This is a genomic window from Rhodococcus globerulus (assembly GCF_019334125.1).
In the GTDB taxonomy this organism is placed as follows: domain Bacteria; phylum Actinomycetota; class Actinomycetes; order Mycobacteriales; family Mycobacteriaceae; genus Rhodococcus_F; species Rhodococcus_F globerula.
This window is the reverse complement of record NZ_CP079698.1, coordinates 1,916,631-1,935,257: the sequence shown is the minus strand read 5'-3', so window position 1 is coordinate 1,935,257 and position 18,627 is coordinate 1,916,631. Positions and strand designations below refer to the sequence as shown.

Below are 18,627 nucleotides of genomic sequence, written 5' to 3'. Positions count from 1 at the left end.
CGGCTAATCTGGAACATCGTGAGTATCGCTAACGTGCGCAGTGCCGGTGGAATCGAGATCAGCTACCGCGATTCGGGGGCCGGTTCCGGGACTGCCGAACTGCCTCCTGTCGTCCTCGTGCACGGCATGGGCGGCGACAGCGGCACATGGGATCGGTTCGCCAGAGCATTGCGGTCCCGCGATCGACGGGTTGTCTCGGTGGACCTTCGTGGGCACGGGCGCAGTGCCCGGGCGTCGTCGTACCTGTTCGAGGAATTTGCCGCGGACATCATGGACGTCTGTGATCACTTGGAACTCGATCACGTCGACCTGGTGGGGCACTCGCTCGGCGGGCACGCCGCGTCGTTGATCGCGCAGCGGCGAACGACCGGCGTTCGCAAGCTGGTCATCGAGGAAGCGCCGCTCCCACTGCGACCGGGCGATCCGGAGCAGGTATTTTCCCGCAAGCTGCCGAGCATGTCCGAACTGTGGCACGCAACAACAAGTTTGGTGCGCCATCCGCGGGCGGCTCTGGCCTTCGACAAGTCGATGACGGGGTCGGCGCTGACGCAGTTCCGTCAACCCGATCAACTGTGGTGGGAATCGTTGCCGCTGATCGAGGCGGACACCTTGTTCCTGCGCGGCGGCCTCGGCGGCATGGTGGATTCCGATCGGCTTCGCGAGGTAAGCGCCACGGTCAAGCGTTGTGAGGTCAGGTCATTTCGCACCGGTCACAGCGTTCATCGGGACGGCTACCGTGACTTCGAGGCCGCGGTGGTGCCTTTTATTTCGTAAACCGGGCGTCCAGATGTGTAGAGAGCGCGCCGACGGTCAACTCTGTGCAGACGCACTGCTCTAGCAGACACATGCTCTAGCAGACACACTGTGAGAGGACGTCATCACGTGAGCCCAGAACCCGCGAACGTCCCCCAGTGCAGTCACGGATTGCCGCGTCGGATGTTCTTGGGCGGGATGGGCGCTTTGGCTCTTGCCGGTATGACGGATATCGGGTCGGCGGGCGCCGCGGTCACACCGTCGCGGGCAGCGCCCAGTGATTCGTTTCCCGCTCAGCCCAACATCGTGGTCATCATCACCGATCAGGAACGACGGCCGATGTACTGGCCGCAAGGGTGGGCGGAGCGGAATCTTCCTCATCGCCAACGCATTGCGCGTCACGGACTGACTTTCGATCAAGCGGTCTGCAACACGGCGATGTGTTCGCCCAGTCGGAGCACGTTCTTTACCGGGCTGTATCCCGCGCAACACGGTGTGACCAGAACCCTGACCGAGGGCGGCACCGTATCTCCCACCGAACCGCAGTTGCAGACGTCGGAGCAGAACATGGCGAAGATGCTGGCATCCGCCGGGTACAACGTCCAGTACCGGGGGAAATGGCATCTGAGCAAGGGAGCATCCGGTGGTGATCCGTCCAGCGACGACGTTGCCGCATTCGGTTTCGGCGGGTGGACACCACCTGATGCCGGACAGGACACAAACCCTGACCATTTCGGCGGCGGATGCGCCGATCACGACCGCCGCGCTGCCGAGGAAGCCGTCGAATTTCTCACCGGACCGGATGCCAAAGGGGACAAGCCTTTTGCGCTGATCGTATCGTTCGTCAATCCGCACGACGTCCTTGCATATCCCCAGTCGTGGGATGCGATGAGTGGTACGTGCGACAACTACGGGTCGGATGCGCCGGGAGCTTTCGAGCAGGGCATCGAACTCCCACCGACCTACAACGAAATTCTTGCCTTCAACTACAAACCGAGTGCTCAGGTGCAGTCGGAATTGTTGCTCGCCGCCGGACTCGGTCCATTGCTCGGACCCGATCAGGCCAGGCGATACATCAACTTCTACGCCTACATGCACAAGGTCGTGGATGAGCGCATCGGCAGTGTTCTCGACGCCTTGGAAGCCACTCCGGGGCTGCTCGACGACACCGTCATCGTGCGCATGTCCGATCACGGTGAGATGGGAATGTCGCACGGAGGCTTGCGGCAGAAGGTGTTCAACGCGTACGAGGAAACTCTGCGCGTCCCACTCGTGATCAGTAATCCGTTGTTGTTCCCGCAGCCCGTTCAGACGGACGCGTTGGCGTCGTTGATCGACGTGATGCCCACTCTGGCCAACCTCGCGCAAGTGCCGGATCGTGCGTCGTGGAACTTTCTCGGCACCGATCTCACCCCCGTGCTCGTCGATGCGGCGGCGTATCCGGACGCACCCAGCGTGCACGTTCAGGACACGATTCTCTTCACGTACGACGATCAGAACTGTGCGACGCCCGACGGCCAGAACATCGTCACGCAGCCGAACCATATTCGTTGCATTCGCGATCGTCAGTGGAAGTACACGATGTACTTCGACCCGGCGGGAACTGCTGCGCCCCAATACGAACTGTACGACCTGATTGCCGATCCCCTGGAGACGAACAACCTGGCCAACCCGTTCAATTTTGCGTCCTACCAGCCCTCCAAAGCCGCCGAGATGAACGCACAACTCTTTGCCGCGATGCAGGCAAAGGGTGTTTCGCTGGCAGAGTCGAGCAATATTCCGCAAAACTGATTCACGACGGAGTTCTGCGGGCATTCCCCTCGGACATATGTCTTCGTTTCGGGAAGAAGGAATGTCATGACCGTCACCTCGCCGGGGCGAGAAGGATTCAGTTCCCTCCGATCAGGAGGGTTGAACTGGGATTGTTTTCCACTCCGATTGTTCACCAAGGGAAATGCCAAATTTTGGAACCCGGCAGACCTCGATTTTTCGAAAGATGCTCGAGACTGGCAAGAGTTGACCAGCGAGCAGCAGCGCAGCGCAACGTATCTGTGCGCGCAGTTCATCGCCGGTGAAGAAGCAGTGACCGAGGACATCCAACCGTTCATGCAGGCGATGTCCGCTGAAGGCAGGTTCAGCGACGAGATGTACCTGACCCAATTCTGTTTCGAGGAAGCCAAGCACACACAGGTTTTCCGGCTCTGGATGGATGAGGTCGGACTCACCGACGACCTGCATTCCTACGTCGCCGATAATCCGGACTACCGACAACTGTTCTACGAGGAGTTGCCGGCGTCGCTGCGGATTCTCCAGACCGACCCCAGCCCGGTCAACCAAGTGCGGGCGAGCGTCACCTACAACCATGTCATCGAAGGCAGCCTTGCGCTGACGGGTTACTACGCCTGGCAGAAGGTATGTGCCACAAGGGGAATCCTGCCCGGGATGCAGCAGTTGATCAAAAAGATCGGCGACGACGAGCGGCGCCACATGGCGTGGGGAACCTTCACGTGCCGCCGACACGTGGCTGCGGACGACGCCCTGTGGGATGTAGTGCAGGCGCGCATGGGCGAGTTGATGCCGATGGCTCTCGGTCTCATCAACTGGGTCAACGATCAGTTCGAAGTCCAGCCCTTCGGTCTCGACAACCAGGAATTTCTCGAGTACGCGGCTGATCGTGCTCAGCGACGGCTCTCGGCAATCGAGTCTGCGCGGGGACGTGACGTGGCCGAGATCGACCTCGACTACTCACCCGAGACGCTCGAGGAGAAGTTCGGTGCCGAAGACGCCGCAGTGATGATTGAAGCTGGCAGCTAGGTCAAAAGCTAAGCCGCCCTGAAGTTTCCAGTCAGTATTCAGACTTTTCCGACTGATTTCCAGGAGCCCTCGTAATCGAACAGGATTTCGATTAGGGTGGGGGAATGTTCGATCCGGGGGTGGGGAGTTTCGGTATCTCGGTACAGCTGAGTGGTACCGAAACTGATTGCGCCCTAATCGATCTTATGAGTGACTTGCATTCATGTGAGGCGATGTTGGTCGAGCGGAAGCTGGCGGTGGTGGCGGAGTTCTTCACCCGCCGCAGCGCCGAGCATGTCGAGGGTGGCACGTGGACGTCGTCGGCGCACGAGTTGGCGGAATCCGAGGTCGGCGCGGTCTTGACGATGGGCCGTGCTGCGGCGGGGAAGCTCATCGGTTTGGGTTTTGCGTTGAAGACGCGGCTGCATCGCACGCGGGCGGCGATGGCCCGCGGTGAACTCGACTTCTATCGGGTCTCTTTGATCGAGTCCGCGACCGCGAATGTCGGTGACGAGCTGATCGACGAAGTTGAACGCTTGCTGCTCGAGCAGGTGTTGGCTCCACCCGTGGACGGCGGTACCGGGTTGACGGGTCGCCGGTTGACGGCGGCGATCGACCGGATCGTGGCCCGCGTCGATCCGGAGGGGATGCGGGAACGACGACGCCACGCCCTGGCGGATCGGTTCGTGGGGGTCAGCGCCGCCGAGGACGGGATGGCTCGCATCTTGGGCAGCATCCCGGCGGAGCAGGCCCGTGCGTTCGACGGCCGGTTGCGGGAGTTGGCGATGTCGGTGTGTCGCCGTGATTCCCGTACGTATGAGCAGCGGCGCGCGGATGAGTTGGGCGCGTTGGTGAGTGGTTCGACGGTGTTGGTGTGCGACTGTGACCGCGGTGATTGCCCGCAGGACCGTAGCGGTGTTGTCATCATTCGCCGGCCACTCGTGCATGTGGTGATACACGATTCCGCACTGCACGCAGGGTCGGATGAACCCGCTCATCTCGACGGGTACGGCGTGATCAGTGCCGAGCATGCCCGCGACATCGCAAAAGACGCCACTGTGCGGGAAGTGCGAGTACCGGAAACACCTGTGCCTGCGTCCGCATCTGTGTACCGCCCCGGCGCGGCACTCGACACGTGGCTGCGGGTCATCGCAGGCAGCTGCCAATGGCCGCACTGCGATGTCCCGGCCTGGAACTGCGACCTCGACCACACAGTTCCGTTCAACCACACCGACCCCGCACAGGGTGGCAAGACGGTCGCGTCGAATCTGAGTGCGTTCTGCCGTAACCATCACCGCCTCAAGCATTCCGGGAAGTGGCTGCTCGCCCCGAATCCGGATCGTAGTATCACCCTGACCTCACAGACAGGCCATTGCTACCGCACCAGAGATGCCGGACTACTCGCCGGCCAACAGGAACCGCGGCCACCGGAAGGCGGCAAACCGCGACGCACACGACGCGAGAACAAAGCTGCCCGCATCCGAAGTGAACGCAAGCATCGTCGCGTCAAGATTCAGCACCGGACGGCACAACTCTCCACACCCCGAAAGCATGTGCCCCGAAAGCACGTGCCCAGCAAGCCCGTCGACTACGGCAACGACCCACCACCGTTCTGAGTGCCTGCTGTGTTGCGGCTCAACCATGCCAAGCTGTAGTCCGCAATTTCACGCCAACCGTGATCGATGGTGAGTGAGTGACCACGGTCGTCGAATACCTTGTACTCGTTGACCGTTGGCGCCTTGTGATACATCTTGAACGAACTGTCGGTGCTGGCTTTCGGGACCGTTCGATCTTGTCCGCCACCGATCATCAGCAGCGGGCCGCGTTCGGCGTTGAAGTCGACGTGGGCGGGGCTGTGGGGATTGAAGTTGGCGAGCGCAGCCTCGAAGAGTGGTTGCCCGGGTGCCGGAATTACGTATCGCTCGTAGAGCGCGTCTGATTCACTCTTGGTGATTGCACTGGCAAAGGATTTGTGAAAGGAATCTCTGGTGTGCGAGTAGGTCTTCCGATAGTTGGCGGGATTCGACAAGACCGGGAGAACGGTACGGAGCTGAACGAGGGGAAGTTTCAGGACACCTTTTGGTTGTGCGGGGTCGATTGCTATTGCAGCGGAAGCTAATTTCCGACCCAGAAGTTTCTGTGCGATAAGCCCGCCGAAGGAATGTCCGACCACGATCGGTGGAGCATCCAAGTCGGCGATCACCTTGGCATAGTGTTCGGTGATCTCGTCGATTCCGTGTCCCGCAATGTTTTCGGGGTGTTCTCGGGATTCCCCGACGGTGGCGCCGTCGCCAGGCCAACCGGGCGACATGGTGCCGTATCCGCGTTCGGCGAAGGCCTGGGCCCAGGGGTCCCACGCGCTGGGATGCATCCACAATCCGTGGATGAAAAGTACCGTCGGCTTGGCGGCAGTGGGCATGAGGACTCCTGTGATCGATCAGTTCTGATCGTCAGGGAATGCCCATTTTTGTCCAAGTCATTCACCCGGACGCCGCCACTGACGTGAAGCCGCACACAACTGGCAAGATTGCTGACATGTTCAGAACTTCGAATCAGCGATCCATGGCTGTGTGGTCCGCGGTATTTGTTCTCTCCCAGGCGAATATCGTCAGACTTCTGGGGCCGGTGGGTCCGCGGGTTCTGGAGGTGCAGACGGCATTCTCCGCACGTCGGTACCGCGAGGTTCTGGCGAAGATGGACGGCGAGGAGACGGCGCGGTTCCGTAGTCACTACTACCCGGACTTTGTTCATCCGGCGATCTACGCGGTCGCATTGCGCGCCGCCGGCCGACGGTTGGGGGAGCGCACCCCGCTCTCGCCGACGGTTCGCAGGGCGCTTGCCGCGGCGCCGGTGTTGTCCGCTGCCGGTGACTACGTCGAGAACATCGCCGGGCTGTATCTGCTCGATCATCGTGACAACATCACCGACAGGACGGTTCGGATCACCACAGCGGTGAGCATCAGCAAATGGGTGCTTGCACTGGGAACTCTCGGATATCTGTCGCAGGGATTTGTCAGAGTATGGGTAGCTACCGGTGTCGCGTTTCGATCTGCATCTCAGTGGCCGGGTGGCCGTAGGAATCGGGTAGAGGAGTACTGATGGCGCCGGAACTCGATATCGAATACTTTGCGGACGGCGCGGAATTCCGTCGGTGGTTATCCGAGAACTACGACGTGAGTCCAGGGGTGTGGCTGAAGATGGCCAAGAAGTCATCACCCCATTCGTCGATCGACTACGACCAGGCGCTCGATGTCGCCCTGTGTTTCGGGTGGATCGACAGTCTGCCGAGGAAGGTCGACGACAACTTTTTCTTGCGGAAGTTCTCGCCGCGCACGACGCGTAGCCCGTGGTCGAAACGCAACGTGGAGATTGTCGCGAGACTCGAGAGTGAAGGATTGCTCGAACCCGCGGGCATTGCTGCAATCGATAAAGCCAAAGCCGACGGCAGGTGGGAGCGCGCGTACGAAGGGTCCGCGAAAGCCGAGGTGCCGCAGGATTTCCTCGACGCATTGGCCTTGAATCCCCAAGCGCAGGCCTTCTACGAAACGTTGAATTCGACTAATCGGTTCGCGATCTTCTATCGCCTGTTGGAAGCGAAGCGCCCGGAGACCAGGACCCGCCGGATACAGAAGTTCATCAGCCAACTCGAGGAGGGTAAGAAGTTTCACTGACGAGGGCTGACACAATGGCACTTGTGACCGAAGCCAAGACCTGCTCAGCGTTGTCTGCCGTCGACGAACCGTTGGAAGGCACGGCGGCCGTTGTGCGTGGTTGGGTGTGCCTCGAGTTTGTCGGTGCCTGGGGTCGGGATGTTCTCGACGGCACGGCTCTCGGGGAGGAACTTGCCACCGAATTGAGTCGACGCGCGGACGCTGCGGACGTGCGTGTGATGTTCATCAGACATCCCGGTCGAAACGAGACACTGTCTGCCGGTCGCGCACTGTCTGCCGGTCACACGGTGCTTCTTGCTCGTTCCGATCCCGATGATTCGTGGTGTGAACGACTGCAGATCGATTCGCCGTTCGATCTTCTCGACATCGACTTCGCTCTGCTCAGTGGGCCGGCCCCAGGACTGGGTGTCAGGGTCGACGAACCCGTGGTGCTGGTGTGCGCGCACGGAAAACGTGATCAGTGTTGCGCAGTTCTGGGCAGGCCGATTGCGGCGGAGTTGGTTCCGGCGTTCGGTGAGAATGTATGGGAATGCTCGCATACGGGTGGTCATCGGTTTGCGCCGTCGATGATCCTGTTGCCCAGTGGCTATACCTACGGCCGACTGTCCGGGGCGGAAAGCCTTGCGGCGGTGGAGTCAGCGGTTCGCGGTCAAGTTCATCTTCCCGGGTTGCGGGGCCGGAGTCCGTGGAACTCGGTGGGACAGGTCGCGGAAATTGCTGTCCGGCAGTACATTCCCTGCGGTATCGACGATCTGACTGTGGACGATCTGGGTGGTCAGCTGTGCATCGTCGAGCACGTCGACGGTCGGAGTTGGGAAGTGGAAACGCAGACGTCGGAGTTGGCTCCGCGTCCACCCAGCTGTGGGGCGGATCCCAAACCTGTTCGGCCCGTTGTTGCCACGTCCGTTCGCGAACTGGGTTCGGGTCTGATTCTTAATTAGTCGCAGTCGTGATCAGTCGCAGTCGTACATCAGTTCACCAGGATTCCGTCGTCGGCGTCGAAGTCCAGTCCCGCCGTGACGATGCCTGAGAACAGGAATGCCCCGCCGACGGCGATGGCGGGGACGGTGAGAATCCACTCGAAAATTGTCATGCTTCAAGTCTGACGACCCTGGCGCCGAAGAACATCGCCCCAGAGATCCATTTACGCAATCGGGTAGTCATCCTCGAGGATGACTACCCGATCGGGGAAAACCAGGAGCGGGTCAGTGCCCGATGCCGACCTTCGCGTGGATTTTCTTCATCCACGCCGGCGCCCACCAGTTTGCTTCGCCCATGAGCTTCACCAGGGACGGAACGAGGAGCATGCGGATGATGGTTGCGTCGACGATCAGTGCCACGATCATGCCGACTCCGAGGAACTTCATTACTCCAAGACCTGACATGGCAAAAGCGCCCGTCACGACGATGAGGAGCAGTGCTGCGGCCGTCACGATGCGGCCCGTTCGCTCGGTGCCGAACTTGACGGCCTCTTCCGTTGTCGCGCCGTCGTTCTTCGCTTCGACCATGCGCGACATGAGGAAAACCTCGTAGTCGGTGGACAGTCCGAAGACAACGGCCAGGATCAGGACAACAAATGTTGCTTCGAGCGGTGTCTGGCTGACACCGAGAAGTTCGACGCCGTGGCCCTCCTGGAAGACGAAGGTGAGGACGCCGAAGGTGGTTGCCAAGCTCAAGGCAGCCATCAGCACAGCCTTGATGGGCAACACAATTGATCCGAAGGCGAGGAACAGCAGAATCAGGGTTGAACCGACCATGATCAGAATCATGACCGGCAACCAGTGCAGGACAGCGTTGTTGCCGTCGTCGACGGTGGCTTGCCCGCCGCCGACCAATAATTCGGCGCCGTCGGGCGCAGGTATCTCGCGTAGGTCGGTGACAGCGTCACTTTGGGACTGCGGCGTGGATCCTTCGCTGTAGAACGCTTGGATTGCGATCAGCGAGTTGGTGCTCGCGACGACGGTAGCCTGCGCGATGCCCTCGACTTGGCTTGCGGCTTCGGCTATTGCCGTGCCTTCGGCAGGGTTGAGTACGGTATCGCCCTCCGCCTGCAGGATCAGTGTTGCGCCGTTCCCGGTCTGGGGAAATTCGTTGACCAGCGTGTCCATTGCAGTACGAGCGGGGTCGTCGGTGGGCAATGCGGTGTACGAGAGTTCGCCAAGTCGCGCGCCCAGCAGCGGCGACGCCAGTACGAGAAGCAGGGTGACAATCGTGATCGATACGGCAACAGGTCGTTTCATCACCCACGTGACGACGCGACCCCAGAACCTGCGTGAACGTTCTTCTCCGCGTTGGGCTGCGCCCTTGCGCCACGTCAACGAGTTGATGCGGTGGCCCAGAATGGCAAGCAAGGCGGGTACCGCGGTCAGCGACAGTACTGCCGCGCTCAGCACGGCGGCGATGGCGCCGAACCCGAGTGAACGAATCACAGCTTGGGGGAACACGAGCATGCCGCTGAACGCGCAGATCAGCAGCAGCCCCGAGAACATCACGGTACGACCGGCCGTCAGGACCGTGCGGGTGGCTGCGGCACCCGGTTCGGAACCGGAGTTCAGTTCCTCGCGGTATCGCCCGACGACAAACAATCCGTAGTCGATGGCAAGGCCGAGCCCCAGCAGTGAGGCCACGTTGATCGAGAACGAACTGACCTCGGTGACCGACGTCAGAACTCGCAGTACGGCCAAGGCGCTCAGCACGCTCAGAACTCCGACAAAAACCGGTACGGCTGCAGCGACAAGACCGCCGAAGATGAAGACCAACAACACGAGGGTGATCGGGATGGCTATGGCCTCCGCGACAACAAGATCCTTCTCCAGCGTGGTGTTGAAGGCGACACCGACTACCGTGTTTCCAGCGAATTGTGCTTGCGCGCCTTCCACTTCGAGCGTGGGGAGCAGATCGGAAAAAGTGGCGGAGGTGACTCCGGAATCCGGTGCCAAGGTGATGGCAACCGCGCCCATCGTTCCGTCGTTGGAGACCAGATTTGCCTTGGTCGCGGCGTCGGCGGTCCAATACGACTTCACCGAGGCCGTCGGGACGTTGGCCGTGAATTCGTCGACGGTGGCTGTCACCGCCGGGCCGATGTCGTCGAGACTTCGGCCGTCGGTCGGTGTGTAGATCGCAATGATGTCCGCGGTTTGCGGTCCGAGGTTTTCCTCGACGATTGCTGCGACCTTCGCGGAGTCGCTACCCGGGTCGACAAACCCTCCTTGGCTGAGCTTTCCGAATACTCCGAGACCCCACACGCCACTGATCAGCACGATGAGAACTGCGAGCGAGAGCACCCACCATTTTCGGGAAACGACGGTTTGGGCCCAGCGTGTCATTGATCAACTCCGGTGAAATTTTCGGACATGGCCGTACCGACTGTATCGGGGGGAGGGATTCTGTATCCGGGGAGGGATTCTGGGCATGACACACCGTTGCCGCTGAACGTAAGTCACGTTCAGCGGCAACATCGGCTAATACCTGGTGCGTGGAGTCAGCGATTGTCCTTCTTGGCCTGACGCCGTGCACCGGCGGCGATACTGGACGCTTCGAACTTCTTCTTGCCCGGAGAACTACGAGTTTCGTCGACGCGAGCCTTGCCCGCGGACGCGACCTTTCCGTTACCCGTGTCGATGTCGCTGAAGGACGGTGCGTCCTTGCGAGCGCGACCCAGCCGCTCGTCCTTGAGCTCTCGGGCGCTCTGGCGCGAGACCGCTGCCAGCCGGCGGCTCACTCTGCTGAGCGCGTCTTCGAAAACTTCTGCTTTGCCGGCGTTGCGCGCATTTGCCGACTTACCGGATCCGCGTCCCTTCTTCTCGGCCACTTTTGCCGAACCCGCACGTCGGTACAACTTTGTGTACTTGTTGCGGGCTCGACGAATGCGCGTGTGCAGGGCGATCAGTTCGTCTTCGTCGAGTTCGGCAATCTGATCCTTTTTGGTCTCGAGGATCAACACGTATTCGTCCTCGGAAAGGGAATTCAGAATCTTTTTCACGTCTATTCCGATCTGTCCAGAGTTTCCGAATTTCGGTGGTACCGCATGCTAATCCTTTTTCGAGGTCCGTGGCGGAATACCGTGCTCTGGAGAGAGTCCGGAATGTACGCGGCGAGGCCGCCTGCGATTCGGTTCGGATGTGTCAGGCATACTGCTGGAAGCACTTGCAAGCCATGCGTGTGGGGGAAGCCGGTCCAATTCCGGCGCTGACCCGCAACGGTAGGTTCGTTCTCGAATCATCGAGAACGAATGAGCCCGAATGCCCGCCGCGTGGTGTGCGACATCCATTCGTCGTGGTCTACGAACCGGAAGTCCAGCGAGAGCACTGCCCGCGGATTCCCTATACGTGGTGGGTGTTCTCCCAGGATTCTCATTCGTGGCTCTGAGCCCTTTTGCGAGGTCCCGTGTCACTCAAGATTTCCCCCACCCGCGCCGTTGTCGTGTTGATCGCGACTGCGTTGATGGCCGCCGGTTGTTCGAAAGGTGAGGCAACCGAAAACTCTGCGTCGACGGAGTCGTTCGCTCAGCCGGTCAGCATCACCAATTGCGACCGTGAACTGGTCTTCGATTCGCCGCCGCAGAGAATTGTGTCCTTGAACGGCCATGTCACCGAAGCACTTATCGAGATCGGCGCGGGTGACCGCATTGTCGGACGGGCATACAGCGACAACCCGCCCACCGCGGAGACCGCCGAACAGTTCAATAAGATCCCCAGTCTGTCCGATACCTTCCCGAGCGCCGAGCAGATTCTGGACGTGGATCCCGACTTCGTTGTCGGCGGAATGACCAGCGCATTCAACGAGAAGCAGGGAAGATCACGCGACGCGTTTGCCGAGAAAGGGATCAATACCTTCCTCTTCTCGGAATACTGCGGCACCGGTTTCCCCGATATCGGACTGCTCGAGAACGACTACACCCAACTCGGCCGGGTCTTGGGTGTCGAGGATTCCGCTCGCGCCGTAGCCGAACAGATCAGCTCTGGCCTTGACGCAGTCCGCGCGTCGATCGGCGATGCCGCGCCGGTATCCGCGTTCTTCTACGACAGCGGTGAGGATGTTCCGACCACGATCGGTGGCGTCGGCGTCGGGCAACTGGTTGCCGAGTACTCCGGCGTGACAAACATCTTCTCCGAGGGTGCCAAGCCCTACATCGATGCAAGCTGGGAGGCTGTTGCCGAGCGCGCGCCCCAGGCGATCGTCGTCATCGACTACGGAGACAAGACAGCGGATCAGAAGATCGACTTCCTGCGGTCCCAGCCGTTGATGGCAACCACTCCGGCTGTCGCGCAGAACCGATTTGTCGTGGTGCCTCTTGCCGATCTCTTCGAGAGTTCCCGTTTGGTGCGCTCGGCACAGACCATTGCGAGCGCTTTCCATCCGGGTGCTGCTACTGCAGGCACTGACCCGGCGAAGTGACACTTTCACGTTCCGGTTACGGCGCTCTGCTGGCCGGACTGCTGGTAGCCCTGGCAGCCATGCTGGGGTTGGCGGTGTCGTTCGGGTCGGTGCGCATTCCCGTCGGTGACGTGTGGGCGATAGTCGGAGCACGCTTGGCGCCAGGGACTTTCGAGACCTGGTGGACGGCGGCGCGGGAGTCGATAGTGATCGACTCCCGCCTGCCGCGCGCCCTCACCGCTGCCGTGGTGGGTGCGTCGTTGGCGCTCTCAGGTGCGGTGGCACAGGCGGTCACCCGCAATCCGTTGGCCGATCCGTACCTTCTCGGTGTGTCGTCCGGCGCGGGTTTCATGGTGGTGCTGGTTTCCGTGCTGGGTATCGGTGTCGGTGTCCTGGGCGTTTTCACGATTCCCGTCGCGGCCTTTGTCGGCGCGATGATCCCGCTGTTCCTCGCCCTGGTGATCGGTGGCAGATACCCTCAGCCCACGGCGATCATCCTGGTGGGAGTTGCTCTGGCCCAGATCTTCTCGGCGCTCATCACGTTCTGCATTCTGGTTCTGGCCGACGATCGGCACGTGACGTCCGTGATGCACTGGATAGCAGGCGGATTCGGCGATTCGAGATGGTCGACGCTGATCTTCCCGACCGTCGCGCTTGTTGTCGTCGGAGTTGCGTTGCTGCTCAGCGCGCGTTGGATGGACGTCCTGCAGACCGGCGACGACGGCGCCGCAGCCTTGGGTATGAACGTGCGACGCTTCCGCGTGTTGTCACTGCTTGCGGTGTCCGTCCTGGCCGGCGCTGCGGTGAGCGTCGCAGGCGGCATCGGTTTCATCGGATTGCTGATTCCGCACCTTGCGGGATTTGTGGTGGGTACCAGAGCAATCCGTCTGCTTCCCGCCGCCGCATTGCTGGGCGCAGTGGCGATGGTGGCTGCTGACACGGTGGCACGCTCGGTGTCGGAATCGACAGAGCTCCCGGTGGGTGTGATCACTGCCTTGGTGGGAGCGCCGATATTCGTCTGGATGCTCTACCGGCAGTACAGGAGGTTGGAGCAGTGATTCTCGAACTCGTCGACACGCGGGCCCGGCTCGGAAATCGTGAGGTGTTGCACGGCATAGGTTTCCAGGCTTCCGCAGGTGAGATTCTCGGCTTGGTCGGCCCGAATGGCAGTGGCAAGACGACTGCGCTGCGTTGCTGTTACAACGCGCTGACTCCCAGCGGTGGTGCGGTGCTGATCGATCGGGTGGACGCGACGGCATTGTCGCGCAGGGAGATTGCCCGAACCGTCTCGGCCAGTGTTCAGGAACCGGCGGTGTCCGGTGGGCTTTCGGTGCGTGAATCCGTTGCTCTCGGACGCACGCCGCACCGAAATTGGCTGGATCGCACGACGGAGCGAGACGGCAACATCGTGGATCGGTGCATTGAACAGGTCGGTCTCGAGGCACTGGCCGGTAGGGACGTCGCGACGCTCTCCGGTGGTGAGCGTCAGCGCGTATCCATTGCCCGGGCGCTGGCGCAGCAACCGAAGATCCTGTTGTTGGACGAGCCGACCAATCATCTGGACCTGCGGCATCAGCTGATCGTGATGGAGCTGCTCACGGAGTTGGCGTCGCAGGGGTTGGCCGTCGTGGTCACGATGCATGATCTTCGCCTGGCCGTCGAATATTGCGATCGACTGGCGGTGCTCGAGGCGGGAAACTTGCGGGCGTGTGGGCCCACCGCTGCGGTGCTGGAAGAATCGTTGCTGGCCGAGGTATTCGGGATCAAGGCCCGCGTGGAGCACGGGGTGCGTCCGCGGATGGAGATTGTGGGGCTGGCGTGAATGACGAGATAGGCGCGATCTACGCGCGGATGGCGGCGGCGGTTCCGTTTTTCGAAAGCCTCGACGCTTATCCGGCGACCATCCCGGCCGAGGTGATGACGGACCCGGACTGGATGGCAGCGCGCGTCGCGGATACGGCAAAGCGGTGGGGAAGTGACGAGAGCCGGGTCAACGGCACTTTGTGGTGGTATTCGGCCAGTTCCACGTTGACCGGCATCCCGCTCGGAACGGGGTTGGTCACCGGTTTTGCCGCCGATCCGTCGCTGTCCGGGGCCCGGATTTTCCTGCGTGACGACGGCTATCTCGGGGGATTTGTTGCTGCTTCTCTCATCCCGATCACTGTCGGTGTTGACGAGTTGGCTCGGGCGATGCACGAGGCATTGACGCCTGTCATCGAGGTGCTGGCCGAGGTGTCCGGAGTGCGCGCGAAGGCGTTGTGGGCGATCACCACCGATTCCATTGCCAACCGCGCGCTCGATGCGGCAGGCGTACGCCGTGAGCGCGGAAGTGCCTGCGCTGCTGGATTGATCGATGCCCTCCGTAGTGCGGGCGCGCCCATTCCGCGGCCTCGTTTTGTGGATGTGAACGCGGGGGCGAACGCCGCGCGAGTGGAGAATCCGTTGACATCGGTGCCGGCGGGTCGACGACGGTTCACCCAGCGTGCGTCGTGTTGCCTGATCTACGAGGTGCCAGGCGAAGCCAAGTGCACCAGTTGCCCCAAGCGTGCGCCCGAGGATCGTGTGGGGTTGCTTGCCGCTCTTGTTTGACGGATGGCGGGTGAGCTGCCAAACTTGGAGGCATCGAACATAAGTTCGATGCACGATGCGTCTTCCCTCCCAGCATCGCGACTGTTCGCAAAGGCACTGTTCGCAATCGGTGAGGCAAGTATGGGCTGGGGTAATGGACCGCCGACGTGGTCCGAGATGGAACGAGTTCTGTCGGGACGCGCCGGCCGAGTCGAGCACGAAGATCTGTTTCCCGGGGACGGAAACGACAGCCCGGCATGGTCACGCAAGCGTGGGGAGTACACCGCCGGTGAACTCGCTCGCGGCAACAGCACCGTGCCGTACGCCGAACTTCACGCCCATTCTGCGTTCAGTTTTCTCGACGGCGCCTCACCTCCGGAAGAGTTGGTGGAGGAAGCCGTCCGACTGGGCCTGGAAGCTATTGCCGTCACCGATCACGACGGTTTCTACGGAGTGGTGCGGTTTGCCGAGGCTGCTCGAGAATGGGGAATGCGGACGGTGTTCGGGGCGGAGTTGTCCTTGGACTCCACACCGCGAGTGGGGGCGGCCGATCCCGGTGGGACGCACCTGTTGGTTCTCGCGCGCGGGCAGGAAGGCTATCGCCGGCTCTCCCGTGAGATCGCGGCAGCTCACCTGGCCGGTGGTGAGAAAGGGAAGTTGCAGTACAACTTCGACACCTTGACCGAAGCTGCGGGTGGGCACTGGCAGATCCTGACCGGGTGCCGGAAAGGTCATGTGCGGCAAGCTCTCACCGCCGGCGGGAAAAGCAGCGCCGCTGCGGCTTTGCGGGATCTGGTCGAACGTTTCGGCGCCGACCGGGTGGCGGTGGAGCTCACCCATCACGGGTTGCCGGAGGACGACGAGCGCAATGCTGTTCTGGCACAGCTTGCCGCCGAACAGGGATTGCGAACCGTGGCGACCACGGCGGCGCATTTTGCGGCGCCCCCGCGTCGCCGGTTGGCCATGGCGATGGCTGCGGTTCGCTCCCGGCAGAGTCTGGACGACGCCGCCGGATGGTTGGCTCCGACGGGTGGGGCGCACTTGCGTTCGGGTGAGGAAATGGCGTCGTTGTTCTCGCTCTACCCGGAGGCGGTCAGCGGAGCTGCCGAACTGGCCCGTGAGTGCGCTTTCGATCTGAGGCTCATCGCCCCCAAACTGCCGCCGTTCGACGTACCGCCTGGCCGCACCGAGGCGTCGTGGTTGCGTGAGCTCACGATGGCGGGGGCGTTGGATCGTTACGGGCCGCCCGAGGGTGCGGAGAAGGCGTATCGACAGCTGGAACATGAGCTGGCCGTCATCACGTCCTTGGACTTCCCCGGGTATTTCCTCGTTGTCCACGACATAGTTTCGTTCTGCAAGAACAACGACATCCTGTGCCAGGGACGAGGTTCCGCGGCAAACTCGGCGGTGTGCTACGCCATCGGCATCACCAACGTCGACCCGGTTCGTAACGAGCTCTTGTTCGAGAGATTCCTCGCACCCGAGCGCGACGGTCCGCCGGACATCGACGTGGACATCGAATCCGACCGCCGCGAAGAGGCAATCCAGCACGTGTACACCAAGTACGGCCGCGAGTATGCCGCACAGGTGGCCAACGTCATCACCTATCGAGGGAAATCGTCGGTGCGGGATATGGCTCGGGCACTGGGCTTTTCGCAAGGACAGCAAGACGCGTGGAGTAAGCAGGTCGGACGGTGGGGCGGCATCGACAAGAACGCCGAGACGGATATACCGCGCCCGGTGCTGGAACTGGCCGCACAGATCGAGGGGTTTCCCCGGCACCTCGGTATCCACTCCGGCGGCATGGTCATCTGCGACCGCCCGATTGCCGACGTCTGCCCGGTGGAGTGGGCGCGCATGGCCAATCGCAGTGTCCTGCAGTGGGACAAAGACGACTGCGCTGCCGCAGGTCTGGTCAAATTCGACCTCCTGGGCCTGGGAATGCTCTCGGCCCTGCACTACATGATGGATCTGGTAGCCGAGCACAAAGGCGTCACCGTTGATCTGGCGCAGTTGGATCTGCAGGAAACTGCGGTGTACGAGATGCTCCAGCGGGCAGATTCCGTGGGAGTGTTCCAGGTGGAATCGCGTGCGCAGATGGCGACGCTGCCGCGTCTCAAACCGCGGAACTTCTACGATCTGGTCGTCGAGGTTGCCCTTATCCGGCCCGGTCCGATCCAAGGTGGGTCGGTGCACCCCTACATTCGTCGGCGCAACAAACTCGAACCTGTCACCTATGATCATCCCTCGCTCGAAAAGTCCCTGAAGCGCACACTCGGTGTTCCGTTGTTTCAGGAACAGTTGATGCAGATGGCCGTCGACGTCGCGGGATTCACGCCGTCCGAGGCAGACCAACTGCGTCGAGCCATGGGGTCGAAGCGTTCCACCGAGAAGATGGAACAACTGCGCGCGCGGTTGTATCAGGGAATGCGCGACCTTCACGGAATCGATGACGCAGTTGCCGACCGTATCTACGAGAAGTTGTACGCCTTTGCCAATTTCGGTTTCCCGGAGAGTCATTCGCAGAGTTTTGCCGCACTCGTCTTCTACTCGTCGTGGTTCAAACTGCATCATCCGGCAGCGTTCTGCGCCGGACTGCTCCGGGCTCAACCGATGGGGTTCTATTCACCGCAATCGCTTGTCGCCGACGCCCGCAGGCACGGGGTGCGAGTGCACGGTGCGGACGCCAACGTCAGTCTGGCGCATGCCACCGTCGAAGCGGCGGGGCTCGAAGTGCGATTGGGGCTGGGCGACGTGCGCAGTATCGGTGACGCACTGGCCGAGAAGATCGTAGAACAGCGCACTCTCGGCGGGCGGTTCACGTCATTTCTCGATCTGACCGGAAGAGTGGAACTCACGACGGCACAAGCGGAATCGCTGGCGACGGCCGGTGCGCTCGGTAGTTTCGGAATTTCGCGAAGAGAAGCGTTATGGGCTGCGGGCGCTGCAGCGGGGGAGCGCCCTGATCGACTACCCGGGATGGGGGCATCGGTCACTGCCCCCACCTTGCCCGGTATGAGCGACGTCGAACTGGCGGCGGCCGACGTGTGGGCTACCGGAGTATCTCCCGACACTTATCCGACGCAGTTCCTCCGCCCGCAACTCGACGCGCTTGGCGTGGTCCCGGCGTCCGGGCTGCTCGACGTTGCGGACGGTGATCGAGTGTTGGTCGGGGGAGCGGTCACACACCGTCAACGCCCGGCAACCGCGGGGGGTGTTACGTTCATCAACCTCGAAGACGAAACCGGGATGGTCAACGTGGTGTGTTCGGTGGGGTTGTGGGCCAAGTACCGAAAGCTGGCCAATACGGCGCCGGCGCTCCTCATCCGGGGGAGAGTGCAAAACGCAGAAGGCGCTGTGACCGTCGTGGCAGACCGGATGCAGCGCATGGACCTCCGTGTCACGGCGAAGTCTCGGGATTACTGCTGACAGCGCAAACGATTAGCGTATCCAGCGCATGTTTGGC

Annotated in this window: 16 protein-coding genes and 1 riboswitch; of the genes, 12 read left to right on the top strand and 4 right to left on the bottom strand. The window is 61.6% G+C overall.

What is annotated here, in order from left to right:
- The first annotated feature begins 18 nt into the window (after positions 1–18).
- The 4 genes from KYT97_RS08840 to KYT97_RS08825 all read left to right on the top strand — a co-directional run bounded on the left by KYT97_RS08840 (position 19) and on the right by KYT97_RS08825 (position 5,162).
- Positions 19–774, top strand: coding sequence for an alpha/beta fold hydrolase (locus tag KYT97_RS08840; protein WP_141484658.1), 756 nt, complete (start codon positions 19–21; stop codon positions 772–774).
- Between the two features lie 162 nt (positions 775–936).
- Positions 937–2,544 carry a sulfatase family protein gene (locus KYT97_RS08835; protein WP_425332405.1) on the top strand — a complete coding sequence of 536 codons (1,608 nt, stop codon included), beginning with the start codon at positions 937–939 and terminating at the stop codon, positions 2,542–2,544.
- A gap of 66 nt (positions 2,545–2,610) precedes the next feature.
- The gene (locus tag KYT97_RS08830; protein WP_045070744.1) at positions 2,611–3,567 is read left to right on the top strand and encodes a R2-like ligand-binding oxidase; all 957 of its coding nucleotides are present in this window, start codon (positions 2,611–2,613) and stop codon (positions 3,565–3,567) included.
- Between the two features lie 104 nt (positions 3,568–3,671).
- Positions 3,672–5,162, top strand: a complete 1,491-nt coding sequence (locus tag KYT97_RS08825) for an HNH endonuclease signature motif containing protein (protein ID WP_219112118.1) — start codon at positions 3,672–3,674, stop codon at positions 5,160–5,162.
- Here the strand turns inward: KYT97_RS08825 and KYT97_RS08820 are convergent.
- On the bottom strand, positions 5,135–5,965 hold the full coding sequence (locus KYT97_RS08820; RefSeq protein WP_095886629.1) for an alpha/beta hydrolase: 831 nt from the start codon (positions 5,963–5,965) through the stop codon (positions 5,135–5,137). The two genes, KYT97_RS08825 and KYT97_RS08820, sit on opposite strands and share 28 nt — an antisense overlap.
- 116 nt (positions 5,966–6,081) lie before the next feature.
- Here KYT97_RS08820 and KYT97_RS08815 point away from each other — a divergent pair, with 116 nt between their 5' ends.
- Genes KYT97_RS08815 through KYT97_RS08805 form a run of 3 tightly spaced genes read left to right on the top strand, consistent with a single transcriptional unit; the run spans position 6,082 to position 8,158 of the window.
- Positions 6,082–6,645 (top strand): hypothetical protein, encoded by a 564-nt coding sequence (locus KYT97_RS08815; protein ID WP_219112117.1) that lies wholly within the window; start codon positions 6,082–6,084, stop codon positions 6,643–6,645.
- A complete protein-coding gene (locus KYT97_RS08810) occupies positions 6,645–7,217 on the top strand; it encodes a YdeI/OmpD-associated family protein (protein ID WP_219112116.1) in 573 nt (190 codons plus the stop codon). Before KYT97_RS08815 ends, KYT97_RS08810 begins: the two co-directional genes overlap by 1 nt.
- A 14-nt stretch (positions 7,218–7,231) precedes the next feature.
- The gene (locus tag KYT97_RS08805; RefSeq protein ID WP_033231304.1) at positions 7,232–8,158 is read left to right on the top strand and encodes a ferredoxin family protein; all 927 of its coding nucleotides are present in this window, start codon (positions 7,232–7,234) and stop codon (positions 8,156–8,158) included.
- Between the two features lie 29 nt (positions 8,159–8,187).
- On the opposite strand, the gene KYT97_RS31065 is transcribed toward KYT97_RS08805, so the two are convergent.
- From KYT97_RS31065 to KYT97_RS08795, 3 genes are all read right to left on the bottom strand, one after another.
- Positions 8,188–8,310 (bottom strand): hypothetical protein, encoded by a 123-nt coding sequence (locus tag KYT97_RS31065; protein WP_255285219.1) that lies wholly within the window; start codon positions 8,308–8,310, stop codon positions 8,188–8,190.
- Positions 8,311–8,422: 112 nt separating this feature from the next.
- Positions 8,423–10,543 carry an MMPL family transporter gene (locus KYT97_RS08800; protein WP_219112115.1) on the bottom strand — a complete coding sequence of 707 codons (2,121 nt, stop codon included), beginning with the start codon at positions 10,541–10,543 and terminating at the stop codon, positions 8,423–8,425.
- Positions 10,544–10,698: 155 nt separating this feature from the next.
- Positions 10,699–11,199, bottom strand: a complete 501-nt coding sequence (locus KYT97_RS08795) for a hypothetical protein (RefSeq protein ID WP_033231302.1) — start codon at positions 11,197–11,199, stop codon at positions 10,699–10,701.
- A gap of 158 nt (positions 11,200–11,357) precedes the next feature.
- A riboswitch (cobalamin riboswitch) is annotated at positions 11,358–11,485 on the top strand.
- 175 nt (positions 11,486–11,660) lie between these two features.
- Between KYT97_RS08795 and KYT97_RS08790 the strand changes: the two genes are divergently transcribed.
- From KYT97_RS08790 to KYT97_RS08770, 5 genes are all read left to right on the top strand, one after another.
- The gene (locus KYT97_RS08790) at positions 11,661–12,614 is read left to right on the top strand and encodes an ABC transporter substrate-binding protein (protein WP_141485533.1); all 954 of its coding nucleotides are present in this window, start codon (positions 11,661–11,663) and stop codon (positions 12,612–12,614) included.
- The gene (locus KYT97_RS08785) at positions 12,611–13,651 is read left to right on the top strand and encodes a FecCD family ABC transporter permease (protein ID WP_033231300.1); all 1,041 of its coding nucleotides are present in this window, start codon (positions 12,611–12,613) and stop codon (positions 13,649–13,651) included. The genes KYT97_RS08790 and KYT97_RS08785 overlap by 4 nt, the downstream gene beginning before the upstream one ends.
- Positions 13,648–14,415, top strand: coding sequence for an ABC transporter ATP-binding protein (locus tag KYT97_RS08780; RefSeq protein WP_095886626.1), 768 nt, complete (start codon positions 13,648–13,650; stop codon positions 14,413–14,415). Before KYT97_RS08785 ends, KYT97_RS08780 begins: the two co-directional genes overlap by 4 nt.
- Positions 14,412–15,182 carry a (2Fe-2S)-binding protein gene (locus KYT97_RS08775; protein ID WP_052683634.1) on the top strand — a complete coding sequence of 257 codons (771 nt, stop codon included), beginning with the start codon at positions 14,412–14,414 and terminating at the stop codon, positions 15,180–15,182. Before KYT97_RS08780 ends, KYT97_RS08775 begins: the two co-directional genes overlap by 4 nt.
- 120 nt (positions 15,183–15,302) lie before the next feature.
- Positions 15,303–18,590 (top strand): error-prone DNA polymerase, encoded by a 3,288-nt coding sequence (locus KYT97_RS08770; protein WP_095887919.1) that lies wholly within the window; start codon positions 15,303–15,305, stop codon positions 18,588–18,590.
- Positions 18,591–18,627: the final 37 nt, after the last annotated feature.

What these genes read in the sequence shown, in the direction of transcription:
- KYT97_RS08805 (WP_033231304.1), top strand. Translation starts at nt 7,232, where the DNA reads ATGGCACTTGTGACCGAAGCCAAGACCTGCTCAGCGTTGTCTGCCGTC.
- KYT97_RS08820 (WP_095886629.1), bottom strand. Translation starts at nt 5,965, where the DNA reads ATGCCCACTGCCGCCAAGCCGACGGTACTTTTCATCCACGGATTGTGG.
- KYT97_RS08830 (WP_045070744.1), top strand. Translation starts at nt 2,611, where the DNA reads ATGACCGTCACCTCGCCGGGGCGAGAAGGATTCAGTTCCCTCCGATCA.
- KYT97_RS08835 (WP_425332405.1), top strand. Translation starts at nt 937, where the DNA reads ATGTTCTTGGGCGGGATGGGCGCTTTGGCTCTTGCCGGTATGACGGAT.
- KYT97_RS08825 (WP_219112118.1), top strand. Translation starts at nt 3,672, where the DNA reads ATGTTCGATCCGGGGGTGGGGAGTTTCGGTATCTCGGTACAGCTGAGT.
- KYT97_RS08800 (WP_219112115.1), bottom strand. Translation starts at nt 10,543, where the DNA reads ATGACACGCTGGGCCCAAACCGTCGTTTCCCGAAAATGGTGGGTGCTC.
- KYT97_RS08815 (WP_219112117.1), top strand. Translation starts at nt 6,082, where the DNA reads ATGTTCAGAACTTCGAATCAGCGATCCATGGCTGTGTGGTCCGCGGTA.
- KYT97_RS08770 (WP_095887919.1), top strand. Translation starts at nt 15,303, where the DNA reads ATGGGCTGGGGTAATGGACCGCCGACGTGGTCCGAGATGGAACGAGTT.
- KYT97_RS08810 (WP_219112116.1), top strand. Translation starts at nt 6,645, where the DNA reads ATGGCGCCGGAACTCGATATCGAATACTTTGCGGACGGCGCGGAATTC.
- KYT97_RS31065 (WP_255285219.1), bottom strand. Translation starts at nt 8,310, where the DNA reads ATGACAATTTTCGAGTGGATTCTCACCGTCCCCGCCATCGCCGTCGGC.
- KYT97_RS08790 (WP_141485533.1), top strand. Translation starts at nt 11,661, where the DNA reads ATGGCCGCCGGTTGTTCGAAAGGTGAGGCAACCGAAAACTCTGCGTCG.